Consider the following 12,087-nt stretch of genomic DNA (forward strand, 5'->3'; position numbering starts at 1 on the left):
TACTCTTTTTTAAAAACCTAAACAGGCATTCGCTTTTAAATAAATCAAAAACTTCTTTTATTTTTTTAATAAGTACCTGTTAACAATTAAACAGATTGTTAAATTCCTGTTAATTTTACAGTTATTCCACTAAATTGCTATACTTTTTTATGGATGTTTTACACCAAGTGATTTAAACATTAAATAGAACAGTAATATAAAAATAAAATGCCCTGGTAATATTACCAGGGCATTTTGCATTGAAATTTATATAAACCTATCAACTTAGATTTATTGGCATATAAGCTATTTAATCCATTGTACTTTCGCTGTTTTAACATCAGCCGAGTTTGTTCCAACCTGTATCACAAATTCGCCGGGCTCCCAATCGTATTTTAACTGGCTATTATAAAATTTCAGCTGGTTTGTGGTGATAGGAAAACTAACTTCTTTCTTTTCTCCATTTTGCAGGCTAATCTTTCTAAAACCCTTTAACTCTTTTACCGGGCGGCTGATGCTGGCAACAGGGTCGCCAATATATAGTTGTACAACTTCTTCGCCTGCGTACGGGCCGTTATTTGTTACGGTAACTGTAGCGGTTAGCGTTTCGTTACCTTTTAGTTTGGCTTTACTAAGTTTAAGATCGCTGTAGGTAAAATTACTGTAGCTTAAACCGTAACCAAACGGATAAAGCGGATCGTTACTGATATCTAAATAATTCGATTTAAATTTAGTTGGCCCGGTTGAATATGGGCGGCCGGTATTTAAATGATTATAATAAACTGGGATCTGCCCAACCGAGCGTGGGAACGTTGCAGTTAATTTACCGGATGGGTTGTAGTTTCCAAATAATACCTCGGCAATGGCATTGCCTGCCTCGGTACCAGGTGCCCATACATCTAATATAGCAGCGGCATGTTCGTTTTCCCAGGTTAGGGTTAACGGGCGCCCGTTAAATAATACAATAACAATAGGCTTGCCCAATTTGGCAAGCGCTTTAAGCATCAACTGCTGGCTCTCTGGGATGCTGATATCTGACCGGCTTGATGATTCGCCGCTCATGCTTTGCGATTCGCCAACAACCGCGACAATAATATCCGATTTCTTTGCGGCTTTAACCGCGTCCTCTATCATATCATCGGGCGATTGCTTATCTAACGACACCATTCCCGGGCCAAAGTTAAGGCGTTTCATAAAGGTGGTATCATCGGTAATGTTGCTACCTTTTGCGTAGTTTATTTTCACATCGTTACCTACAATGTGCTTAATACCCTCCATAACACTTACCGATTTTTCCCACTCGCCGCCAATTACCCAGGTACCCAGCATGTCGCGTTTATTATCGGCCAACGGGCCAACTAATGCTATACTACCACCCGATTTCTTCAAAGGAAGGATCTGGTTTGCGTTTTTAAGTAACACAAAAGAATGCTTGGCAGTAACACGGGCCGCCTTACGGTTGGCATCCGTCATGATCTCCGTTTTTTCGCGCTGAGGGTCTAAAGATTTGTAGGGGTTATCAAATAAACCCAGTTTATATTTAGCTTCCAGCACACGGCGGCATGCCAGGTCAATATCGGCCTGGCTTACTTTGCCTTGCTTTAACGATGTTTTAAGTGTTTTTAAAAAGCCTTCGCCTACCATATCCATGTCCAGCCCGGCTTTTAATGCCAGCGCCGATACTTCCTGCAGATTACCCATGCCATGGTTAACGGTCTCGTTAAGCGAAGTATAATCTGACACTACAAAACCATTAAAACCCCATTGCTTGCGCAGCAGATCGGTTAGTAACCATTTATTGGTGGTAGCCGGTATACCATCCACTACGTTGAACGAACTCATAAAACTGCCCGCGCCCGCATCAAGCGCCGCTTTATATGGCGGCAGGTAGTAATTGTACATGGCAATTTTGCTCATATCAACAGTATTATATTCGCGACCGGCTTCGGCGGCGCCATAAAGGGCAAAGTGTTTTACGCAGGCCATTACGGCGTCAGCATTTTTCATACTGGTGCCCTGATATCCTCTTATCATAGCGGCGGCAATTTTGCCACCAAGGTATGGGTCTTCTCCCCCACCTTCAGAAATGCGGCCCCAACGTGCATCACGCGCAATATCAACCATTGGCGAAAATACCCAGTTCAAACCTTCGGCAGTTGCTTCCTTAGCGGCAATGTGCGCTGCATGTTCAATAATTGCCATATCCCACGTTGCCGACATCCCCAACGGGATAGGGAATATGGTACGATGGCCATGTATAACATCTAATCCAAATATTAAAGGTATGTGCAGGCGCGTACCCTTAACAGCGGCTTCCTGCATTTTGCGAACGTTATCGGTACCATATAAACCAAAGATACCGCCTATGCTACCCTTCTTTACCCCATCGGCAATACCATTATTGGTAACCGAGCCGGTGATGGCCATACCACCTGTTACCAGGTTAAGCTGCCCTATCTTTTCGTCAACGGTCATCTTTTTCATTAAGGCGCTCACAAAAGCATTCATTTTCGCGGCTTCGGTTTGCTTTTGGGCCACAGCTTTATTCAGCGGCATACAAAATAACGCGGCTGCGCTGAGTATGACAAAAGGCCTGTTTGTGAAATATTTTTTCATTAAGGATATGTTTAGAGGTGTAAAACTACCACCATTTAATTTGTGTTAATTTTATCAATATTAAATTACTGTAAAACTTATTAGTTATAATTGGTTTTTAAACAGGCTTAATACATGGTGTAATTGGTACACAATTGTAGATATTAAATTTAAACAATCAAAGTATTTTTTATCAACGTATATAAATGTTAACTAAACAGCAGCTGGAAGAGTTTTGGGCCGAGGCCGGGAAGGTATATCTTAACCATATATCTATAGACTGTGTGGTATTTGGTTTTCATGAGGGACAAATGAAGGTGTTAATGCTAAAAAGCAATAATGAGGACGCCTGGTACCTGCCCGGCGGCTTTGTGCATAAGCAGGAACCCATAGAAAATGCTGCCGACCGTATATTAAAAGAGCGCACCGGTATTGATGAGATCTTTTTAAAGCAGTTTCATGTTTTTGGCGACCCCGACCGCTCAAAGATCCATAACGAAATGTATAAGGATATGCTGCCGCAGCAACAAAACTTTTTTGAGCAGCGCTTTATTTCAATAGGTTACTACGCTTTGGTGGATTTTTTTAACGTAACACCTACACCCGACGATTTTTCGGAAGTATGTACCTGGCGCGACCTTAACGACTTGCCGAAATTTCAGTTAGACCATGAACTGATATTCCGCACCGCTTTGGATACCCTGCGCCTGCAACTAAACTACCAGCCCATTGGTTATAACTTGATGCCCAAAGAATTTACTATGCCCGAGCTGCAAAAGCTTTACGAAACCATTTTGGATAAAAAGCTGGACCGCCGCAACTTTCAACGCCGTATGCTGGGATTTGGCATTCTAAATAAGCTTGATGAAACACGCAAGGGCGGTGCCCACAAAGCCCCCTACCTCTACTCTTTCGACCTGGAAAACTACCAGGCTGCCTTGAAAGAAGGGCTGAAAAGCGGGTGGTAAAACCTGCTTTTCCTTAAATTTTGCTATCTTAACCGCACATCTATGGTTACTGTTAATAGCACTATGAAATTCAAAGGCATCGTTATCGATTCATTACTTATTATTTTGGGCATCCTTTCTGCCGGGATGGGATTAAAAGGTTTTTTGTTACCCAGCCATTTTATTGATGGCGGTGTTACCGGTGTATCTATATTAGTGGCCGATGCTACCGGCTTACCGCTCTCTGTACTCATCTTTATTATAAATGTACCGTTCCTGTTTTTGGGTTACCGCAAGCTTGGTTTACGCTTTGCAGTTAAAAGCGCCTCAGCCATAGCGGGCTTGTCGCTGGCTCTGGCATTTATGCACTTCCCCGATGTTACGCCGGATAAGCTACTCACCGCGGTATTTGGCGGGGTATTTATTGGCGCGGGTATAGGTATGGCCATCCGTGGCGGTGCCGTACTTGATGGTACCGAAATAGCGGCGTTATTAGTAAGTAAAAAAACGCAGGTAGTGCGTGTAAGCGATGTTATACTAATACTTAATGTCATCATTTTTGGCGCGGCGGTATTTCAGCTTGGTGTCGAAAAGGCTTTATACTCTATACTTACCTACCTTGCCGCATCTAAAATGATTGATTTTATTTTAAACGGATTGGAGCAATACACCGGCATGACCATCGTATCTGTTAAGGGCGAACAAATAAGGATAGCCATCACCCAAAAACTTGGCCGAGGCGTTACGGTTTACCAGGGCAAGAGCGGATACGGTAAAGACGGCCACATTAACGACCCGCGAGAGATCATTTTTACGGTGGCAACCCGCCTTGAAGTGCCATTACTTAAGAAAGAGATCCTGAGGATAGACCCTTCGGCCTTTATTGTACAACAAAGTGTAGATGATACTACGGGCGGGTTATTGAAAAGGAAAAAAGGGCATTAGCAGCTGCTTTTAAAAACTTTAGCCCCAATAAAGTCACTTGAATATGATTTCAACTATAATAGTCAAGGGAATATAAGACAAAGGATGAAGAAATTATTTATCATTTTTAGTGTAGTATGTTTTTCAACAAGCATCCTTTATGCTCAGAATAAAACAATTAAAGGAAAAGTTATCGATGATAATTTAGAAACTTTACCATTCGTTTCAATTTTCATAAGTGACACCATCAAAGTTGGTAAAACAGCTTTAGATGGCTTCTTTAAAATCGATATTCCCGTTTCAGTTAAAAAAATTACATTAAGGACGGTTGGATTAGAACCAGCAACTATCAAAATAGAGGATGAATGTAACGACGTAGAAGTTATAATGATGTTAAGCGGTAGTTATGATTTTATGCCTCCAAACAGAGTAGATAAACTTCGAATGAAAAAATTCAGGAAGCTACCAAATTTACATAAGGAGGCCTTCGAGAAAGGTATATTTAAAACAGATAAAGCTTGTTATACACAAGAATTTACCTATTACCACAAGAGCATAAAAAATTGATACCAAATTAGAGTCTTACGCTTCTCTCCACGCCTCGCAACACTTCGTAATTGCTAAATACTCGCTACTCCCTCAAGCCTTGGCTCAATCTTTGCATTCTGCCCTTAAACCGATTACCATGCCTGAAGGGCCGAGCATACTTATACTGAAAGAAAAGGTACAGCAATTTAAGGGCGATAAAGTAATTGCCGCGAGTTGTAACAACAAAACCCTTGATACAGATATTTTAGTTGACCAAACTATTACCGGCTTTAAAAGTTGGGGAAAGCATTTTTTGATCTGCTTCCCCAAGTTTACCGTACGCATCCATATGATGATGTTTGGCACCTACCGCATAAACGAACATACCGAAAAGCCTCCGCGCCTGCACCTGCAATTTGAGGATGGCGAATTAAACTTTTATGCCTGCCAGCTAAAATTAATAACCGAACCGCTCAACCAAGTGTACGATTGGAAAGCCGACATCATGAGCGAGGCATGGGATACTAAACATGCCATCAAAAAGATGAAAGCCGAGCCTGAGTTATTAGCCTGCGATGCCCTGATGGATCAGCAGATATTTTCGGGCGTGGGGAATATTATTAAGAACGAGGTTTTGTTTCGCGCCCGCATCCACCCCGAAAGTGTGGTTGCCGCCATGCCGCCAAAAAAGGTTAAAGAAATGATAAATGAAGCTATAAAATACAGCTTCGAATTTTTTGAACAACGAAAGGCGGGTACGCTAAAAAAGCACTGGCAAATTTATCATAAAAAAGAATGCCCGCGTAACCATGTGCCCGTTAAGGTAAAAGATACCGGCAAATCCAGGCGGGCGAGCTTTTATTGCGAGTTGTGCCAGGAAAAATATGAATAACCGTGCCCCACCACGGCAGGATCTTCATCTACGATCAATATTAGAGATCATATAAATTCTAAAAATCTGTTCAATCCCGGTTCAAAACACATTTAATTTTATATTTGTGCCATGAGCAAATTATGGCAGAAAACCACAAACGTTGATAAGCTGGTAGAAAACTTTACCGTTGGCCGCGACCGCGAGCTGGACAGGCAAATGGCGGCTTTTGATGTGTTGGGTTCGCTTGCTCATACCAAGATGTTAGAATCCATTGGTTTGATGGATGCCGCCGACCTGATGCTGGTCCAACAGGAATTGAAAAACCTGTACATCGAAATAGAGAACAATAATTTTGATATCGAGCCTGATGTAGAGGACGTACACTCTCAGGTAGAAATGCTGCTTACCCGGCGCATTGGCGAAGCTGGCAAAAAAATTCACAGCGGCCGGTCGCGTAACGACCAGGTTTTGGTTGACCTGAAACTTTTCTTCCGCCACCAATTGCAACAGGTAGTTACAGAAACCGATACGCTTTTCCGCCAGCTGATACAATTGAGCGAAGAGCATAAAGATGTGCTTTTACCGGGCTATACGCATTTGCAGGTAGCTATGCCATCGTCGTTCGGGTTGTGGTTTGGCGCTTACGCCGAGGGTTTGGTTGACGACCTGGAAATGGTTTTGGCCGCCTGGAAGATCACCAATAAAAACCCATTGGGCTCGGCCGCGGGGTACGGCTCGTCGTTCCCGCTAAACAGGACGATGACCACCAATTTGCTGGGTTTCGAAAGTTTAGCCCACAATGTAGTTTACGCCCAAATGGGCCGTGGCAAAACCGAACGGGTTATTGCGCAGGCTTTATCATCTATAGCAGCAACTTTAGCTAAAATGGCTATGGACCAGTGCCTGTACCTGAGCCAAAACTTCGCTTTTGTAAGTTATCCCGAAAACCTTACCACAGGTAGCAGCATTATGCCGCATAAAAAGAACCCGGATGTATGGGAAATTATGCGCGGTAAATGTAACCGCCTGCAAGCCCTGCCGAACGATGTGGCCATGATGACCACCAACCTGCCATCGGGCTATCACCGCGAATTGCAATTGCTTAAAGAACTGCTGTTCCCGGCGTTTACCGACCTGATAGACTGCCTGCAAATGGCAACCTTTATGCTGCAAAACATCAGCGTAAATAAAAATATAATCGAAGATCCTAAATATACCTACCTGTTCAGTGTAGAGGAAGTGAACAGATCAGTACTGAACGGCACGCCGTTCCGCGATGCTTACAAGCAAATAGGTTTGGATATTGAGGCAGGCAGCTTTAACCCGGATAAAACCGTTAACCATACACACGAAGGCAGCATTGGCAACCTGCAAAACCAGCAGATAACCGAAGCAATGGATAAAGTGATTAGCAATTTTGACTTTAAAAAAGTTGAGGATGCTATTAGTTGGTTGGTGAAGTAAGGAGCAATGGAGATTAAAAAAGGCATCGTCGTTAGATTGAAATCTTTTTCAGGAACCTTAATTCCAGGAAAGAATGTTGAGCCTTACAATGACTATTGGAAATTGATTGGCCAAAAAGGAGAAATAATAAGCGATGAAACTTACAACGGTAGAGTTTTAATTTTATTTGAAAAAGACTTAGACCAGTTTAAAGTTGCAAATCATAATCCAATTAAAAATTCTCTTTGGATATTACCAACAGATTTAGATATCGATTAAAACAATGAACGGACAAAACAGAGCAGACATATATCCCGGACTTGAAGTAGACATCATCCTGAAGAAAGATCAGCGCAGTGGTAAACTTACCCGCGGCGTAGTGAAAGATTTGCTTACAAGTGCCTCTTATCATTCGCGCGGTATTAAAGTGCGGCTGAAAGACGGGCAGATAGGCCGGGTGGCGGAGATAGTTGAAGAGGATTAGTTTCAGCAGCTAAACATAATTATATCAACATAAATAATGGTCAACGAACCCAGAAAATATTTCCTGTTGCGGATGGATGCGCACTACAAACTGTATGTTGCATTGCTTATTGGCATTGCCGCTTTTTTCGCGACGAGGCAAATGCAATCTGTACCGGCTATGGCTCTGGTGGTCTGGATATCTGTTGCCATGAGCATTATTATACTGGATTGGATTGCCATACTATCGGCTCACCCTAAAGACATCCGCAGGCTTGCAAGTTTAGAGGACAGCAGCCGCGCCATGATATTTCTATTTGTAATGGTGGCGTCGCTGGCAAGTTTAATAGCAATGTACTTGTTGTTAAAATCAGCCAAGAACCAGCCGGATGATACTGTTGCCGGATATGTTTTACTGGCAATGGCCGCTGTGGTTGTATCGTGGTGGCTGGTGCATACGGTATTTACCATGCGCTATGCGCACCTTTACTATTCTACACCTGGTGGCCGCAAAACGCCTGCTGGTGGGCTCGAATTTCCGGGAGATGAAAAGGAGCCCGACTATCTCGATTTTGTGTATTTCTCCTTCGTTATCGGCATGACCTTTCAGGTGTCGGACGTGGAGATCTCGTCCAAGCAGATCCGCCGCCTGGCGTGGATGCACGGGTTGATCGCATTCGCCTTTAATACGGCTATAGTTGCCCTAAGTATTAATGTAATATCGGGGTTAGTGTCGAAATAGAAGCCCTTTCGTTTATAGCTTTGTCATCTTGAGCGATAGCGAAAGATCTATTATTGAACGTTGCAATCGCAGAGTGAATGGTGGCTAACAGATGTTTCGCTATCGCTCAACATCACAAAAAGGGATAACCCATCATCTATTTACTCTTCTATCTTCGAATGCTTCCTTGTATCATTCATAGTTGCGTAAACCACCAGCGATACCACTATACAACCCGTTACATACCAGTAAAACCAATTTTCATGACCGTGCTCTTTAAAGCTCAGGGCAATATACTCTGCCGAGCCGCCGAAAATAGATACCGCTATGGCATAAGGGAAACCTACCCCTAAAGCGCGGATGTGCGCCGGGAACAATTCGGCTTTTACTACCGCGTTTATAGCGGTATAATTACTTACTACAAGCAGCGCGAACATGATGAGGCCGAATGCAACCCAAAAGCTATGCGTTACGCTTAAATAAGTGAATATGGGTATAGTTGTTAGCGTACCCAATACGCCAAAAGCGGTAAGCATGGGCTTACGGCCTATCCTATCGGATACTAAGCCGTAAACCGGCTGTATCAGCATAAAAACAAAAAGTGTAAGGCTGGATATGAGTGTAGCTTCGTTTTTGGTGAACCCATTTGTGTTCACCAAAAACTTTTGCATATACGTAGTAAACGTGTAAAAGGCAACTGTGCCACCCATGGTAAGGCCAATAACGGTAAACACCGCTTTAGGGTGTTCGGCCAGCGCACGTAACGATCCGCGGGCGTGTTTACTAACCCCTTCCTCCTTATTATTTAACGTAGCAGATTCCTGCAAACTATGGCGTAAATACATAACAATAATGGCCAGCATTGCGCCTATGCCAAACGGAATGCGCCACCCCCAGGAATGCAGTTGCTCTTCGGTAAGGAACGCTCTTTGCAGCAATATCAGCACACCCAGGGCTACTAACTGCCCCATTATTAAGGTTACGTATTGGAAGCTGGAGTAAAAGCCGCGGTCTTTTTTGGTGGCCATTTCGCTGAGGTAAGTGGCGCTGGTACCATATTCGCCGCCAACACTTAACCCCTGGATGATGCGTGCAAGTACAAGTAAGATAGGCGCGGCGATGCCGATGTATTTGTAGCTTGGCGTAATGGCTATTATCAGCGACCCGGCACTCATCAGCAATACCGAAACCGTGAGCGCCTTTTTACGGCCATGTTTATCGGCGTAAGTGCCCATCAGCCAGCCACCAATAGGGCGCATTAAAAAGCCGATAGCAAAGATGCCTGCCGTGTTTAAAAGCTGCGCGGTTAAATTACCCTTCGGGAAAAATGAGCCTGCAAAATATAATGAAAACGCGGAGTAAACATACCAATCGTACCATTCCACCAAATTACCCAGCGAACCGCCAATGATAGACCAAACGCGGCTTTGGGTTGTAACAGGTTGGATGATAGTAGTGCTGTTCATGTAGTTGGATTTAGTGCAAGATAATGAAATTAACAAGATAGTTCCCCTCTTGAGAGGGGTTAGGGGTGTGTTATGCTGGTGATGTGCTTTTGATTTTTGTGTGCATCTATCAACGCCAGCCAGCTCAATTGCCGCGGAGGGCTGTTACTTTGTCTTGACACAAAGTAACCAAAAATCAAGTCAGCAAAAAGGCTTCTTTGCCGCACAAACCCTGCCCCGCAAATCGCTCATAACCGCGGGCCGGAAATCTTTTGCCCTTGCGCTAAATCCATCCCACTGCAAAAGTTTCCAATGCCCATACCGCGCACAAGGCCACCATTGTTATTCCCGATTTCGGACGAAGCTGTTCTGCTGACAATGAAAAAGACTACAGACCCAAAATCGAAAAATTTGTTCAATCCAGGTATAAATTTCTTACCTTCCCCTATGCTTATCACCGAAGACTTTTTACATTACATCTGGAAGTTCCGACTGTTCGACAGGATAAACCTGCGTACTACCGAGGGTGAGGAACTGGAGATATATTCGGTGGGTATCCATAACAGCCATGCAGGTGCCGATTTTCAAAACGCGCGCATCCGCATAGGCGAAACTACCTGGGCGGGGAATGCTGAACTGCACATCTCCTCTTCTGACTGGCATAAGCACGGCCATACTACAGATAACGCTTACGATAACGTAATACTACATGTAGTTTACCGCGACGATGAACCGCTTATCCGTACTGATGGTAAACGCGTACCGACGCTGGAATTGAAAGACCGCATTTCGGCAGAGCTTTACAACCGTTACCATAACCTGGTTTTTGGCAACCAGCAAATTATTCCCTGCGAGGGAACTATTGCTACTGTGGACGGCCTAACCATGCAAAACTGGCTTACGAGGATTTTGGTAGAACGTTTGGAAAAGCGTTCTGAAGCGGTTATCGGGGCTTTAGCCCTTAACCGTGGCGACTGGGAAGAAACCTTTTACCAATTCCTGGCGGCAAACTTTGGCTTTAAAACGAATGCCCTCCCGTTTGAGTTGATGGCGAAGTCGCTGCCGCAAAGCATCCTGGCCAAAAATAAGAATAACGCCATGCAAATAGAGGCACTCATATTTGGGCAGGCGGGTTTCCTGACGGATGAATTGCAGGACGATTATCCGCGGTTGCTGAAAAAAGAGTACAATTACCTTGCTAAAAAATATTCGCTGCAACCTATTGAGAACCATCTGTGGAAGTTCATGCGGATGCGACCGCAGAATTTCCCTACCATAAGGCTGGCGCAATTCGCATCACTGGTGGTGCAGTCCAACCACTTATTCTCCAAAATATTAGACATACAGGATGTAAAGCACCTGCGCGAACTTTTCGCGAACATTAGGGTTAACTCATATTGGGAAACGCATTACCGGTTTGATAAAGAATCGGCCCCGGCGGGCAAAAATTTGGGTAGCGGGTCTATCGATACCATATTGCTTAATACTGTAGTATTGTTTCTGTTTAGTTATGGCAGGCATATGAAATTGCAGCACTTTGTAAGCCGGGCATTAAAATTGCTGGAGAATATCCCGGCAGAGCAAAACAATATTACCGCAGATTTTGCTAACTTAGGAGTAGATATAAAAACCGCTTTTGAGTCGCAGGCGCTGCTGGAACTTAAAAATAGTTATTGCGATTATAAGAAATGCCTGCAATGCGGCGTTGGTATTAAAATATTAAAACCCAGCTGATATGTTACAACGGATCATCACCTTTTTCGAGCGCTACTCTTTTGGGGTATGCACCTACCTGGGCGAACGTTTTAATATTTCTATTGCCAAGATCAGGCTGTTTTTTATCTACTCATCATTCCTTGCTGTTGGCTTCCCGCTTATATTCTACTTTTTCGCGGGCATAGTGCTGGATATCCGCAATTTTGTGAAGCGCAAACGCTCACGCGCGCTGGATATGTAGGTTAGCGTTTCGGCAATTTGCATTTTTTTAGTACCAACAAAACAGCGCCACAGCTTGGTATCTATAAATTTATATAGTTAAAAAATTGATTTAAATTTTCAGCGTTATCAAAACGAGCGGTGGCCTAAATGTCAAAGCGGGCGGGCCGGCAGTTGGCGGGAATGACGGTTTAGCTTTCGAAGTCCGCGGATGCGGCGAGAAAGCGTTAAGAA

General features: G+C 43.7%; 12 protein-coding genes. 10 read left to right on the forward strand and 2 right to left on the reverse strand.

Going from position 1 to position 12,087, the window contains the following annotated elements:
* Positions 1-285 precede the first annotated feature (285 nt).
* Positions 286-2,595, reverse strand: coding sequence for a beta-glucosidase BglX (gene bglX, locus ACFQZI_RS19455; protein ID WP_377145481.1), 2,310 nt, complete (start codon positions 2,593-2,595; stop codon positions 286-288).
* 185 nt (positions 2,596-2,780) lie between these two features.
* Between bglX and ACFQZI_RS19460 the strand changes: the two genes are divergently transcribed.
* The 8 genes from ACFQZI_RS19460 to ACFQZI_RS19495 all read left to right on the forward strand — a co-directional run bounded on the left by ACFQZI_RS19460 (position 2,781) and on the right by ACFQZI_RS19495 (position 8,494).
* Entirely contained in the window at positions 2,781-3,542 is a 762-nt protein-coding gene (locus tag ACFQZI_RS19460) for an NUDIX hydrolase (RefSeq protein WP_377145483.1), read from the forward strand.
* A 42-nt stretch (positions 3,543-3,584) separates the two neighbouring features.
* Positions 3,585-4,466, forward strand: a complete 882-nt coding sequence (locus ACFQZI_RS19465) for a YitT family protein (RefSeq protein ID WP_377145486.1) — start codon at positions 3,585-3,587, stop codon at positions 4,464-4,466.
* Between the two features lie 84 nt (positions 4,467-4,550).
* Complete coding sequence (locus tag ACFQZI_RS19470) at positions 4,551-5,012, forward strand: carboxypeptidase-like regulatory domain-containing protein (protein ID WP_377145487.1); 462 nt, start codon at positions 4,551-4,553, stop codon at positions 5,010-5,012.
* A 118-nt stretch (positions 5,013-5,130) separates the two neighbouring features.
* Positions 5,131-5,865 carry a DNA-formamidopyrimidine glycosylase family protein gene (locus ACFQZI_RS19475; RefSeq protein ID WP_377145489.1) on the forward strand — a complete coding sequence of 245 codons (735 nt, stop codon included), beginning with the start codon at positions 5,131-5,133 and terminating at the stop codon, positions 5,863-5,865.
* Between the two features lie 111 nt (positions 5,866-5,976).
* Positions 5,977-7,311 carry an argininosuccinate lyase gene (gene argH / locus ACFQZI_RS19480; RefSeq protein ID WP_377145491.1) on the forward strand — a complete coding sequence of 445 codons (1,335 nt, stop codon included), beginning with the start codon at positions 5,977-5,979 and terminating at the stop codon, positions 7,309-7,311.
* A gap of 6 nt (positions 7,312-7,317) precedes the next feature.
* The gene (locus ACFQZI_RS19485; RefSeq protein ID WP_377145492.1) at positions 7,318-7,569 is read left to right on the forward strand and encodes a hypothetical protein; all 252 of its coding nucleotides are present in this window, start codon (positions 7,318-7,320) and stop codon (positions 7,567-7,569) included.
* Between the two features lie 4 nt (positions 7,570-7,573).
* Entirely contained in the window at positions 7,574-7,774 is a 201-nt protein-coding gene (locus ACFQZI_RS19490; RefSeq protein ID WP_377145494.1) for a YwbE family protein, read from the forward strand.
* Positions 7,775-7,810: 36 nt separating this feature from the next.
* On the forward strand, positions 7,811-8,494 hold the full coding sequence (locus tag ACFQZI_RS19495; protein ID WP_377145496.1) for a DUF1345 domain-containing protein: 684 nt from the start codon (positions 7,811-7,813) through the stop codon (positions 8,492-8,494).
* A gap of 140 nt (positions 8,495-8,634) precedes the next feature.
* Here the strand turns inward: ACFQZI_RS19495 and ACFQZI_RS19500 are convergent, their stop codons facing one another.
* Entirely contained in the window at positions 8,635-9,939 is a 1,305-nt protein-coding gene (locus tag ACFQZI_RS19500) for an MFS transporter (protein ID WP_377145498.1), read from the reverse strand.
* A 426-nt stretch (positions 9,940-10,365) separates the two neighbouring features.
* On the opposite strand from ACFQZI_RS19500, the gene ACFQZI_RS19505 reads away from it, so the two are divergent.
* Both ACFQZI_RS19505 and ACFQZI_RS19510 read left to right on the forward strand, forming a co-directional pair.
* Complete coding sequence (locus ACFQZI_RS19505; RefSeq protein WP_377145500.1) at positions 10,366-11,652, forward strand: DUF2851 family protein; 1,287 nt, start codon at positions 10,366-10,368, stop codon at positions 11,650-11,652.
* Position 11,653: 1 nt separating this feature from the next.
* A complete protein-coding gene (locus ACFQZI_RS19510) occupies positions 11,654-11,875 on the forward strand; it encodes a PspC domain-containing protein (protein WP_377145502.1) in 222 nt (73 codons plus the stop codon).
* Positions 11,876-12,087 lie beyond the last annotated feature (212 nt).

The sequence above is a fragment of the Mucilaginibacter lutimaris genome (assembly GCF_042676625.1).
GTDB classification, from domain to species: domain Bacteria; phylum Bacteroidota; class Bacteroidia; order Sphingobacteriales; family Sphingobacteriaceae; genus Mucilaginibacter; species Mucilaginibacter lutimaris.

Excerpts from the sequence above, each read along its gene's own strand:
- bglX (WP_377145481.1), bottom strand. The coding sequence starts at position 2,595 with ATGAAAAAATATTTCACAAACAGGCCTTTTGTCATACTCAGCGCAGCC.
- ACFQZI_RS19460 (WP_377145483.1), top strand. The coding sequence starts at position 2,781 with ATGTTAACTAAACAGCAGCTGGAAGAGTTTTGGGCCGAGGCCGGGAAG.
- ACFQZI_RS19465 (WP_377145486.1), top strand. The coding sequence starts at position 3,585 with ATGGTTACTGTTAATAGCACTATGAAATTCAAAGGCATCGTTATCGAT.
- ACFQZI_RS19470 (WP_377145487.1), top strand. The coding sequence starts at position 4,551 with ATGAAGAAATTATTTATCATTTTTAGTGTAGTATGTTTTTCAACAAGC.
- ACFQZI_RS19475 (WP_377145489.1), top strand. The coding sequence starts at position 5,131 with ATGCCTGAAGGGCCGAGCATACTTATACTGAAAGAAAAGGTACAGCAA.
- argH (WP_377145491.1), top strand. The coding sequence starts at position 5,977 with ATGAGCAAATTATGGCAGAAAACCACAAACGTTGATAAGCTGGTAGAA.
- ACFQZI_RS19485 (WP_377145492.1), top strand. The coding sequence starts at position 7,318 with ATGGAGATTAAAAAAGGCATCGTCGTTAGATTGAAATCTTTTTCAGGA.
- ACFQZI_RS19490 (WP_377145494.1), top strand. The coding sequence starts at position 7,574 with ATGAACGGACAAAACAGAGCAGACATATATCCCGGACTTGAAGTAGAC.
- ACFQZI_RS19495 (WP_377145496.1), top strand. The coding sequence starts at position 7,811 with ATGGTCAACGAACCCAGAAAATATTTCCTGTTGCGGATGGATGCGCAC.
- ACFQZI_RS19500 (WP_377145498.1), bottom strand. The coding sequence starts at position 9,939 with ATGAACAGCACTACTATCATCCAACCTGTTACAACCCAAAGCCGCGTT.
- ACFQZI_RS19505 (WP_377145500.1), top strand. The coding sequence starts at position 10,366 with ATGCTTATCACCGAAGACTTTTTACATTACATCTGGAAGTTCCGACTG.
- ACFQZI_RS19510 (WP_377145502.1), top strand. The coding sequence starts at position 11,654 with ATGTTACAACGGATCATCACCTTTTTCGAGCGCTACTCTTTTGGGGTA.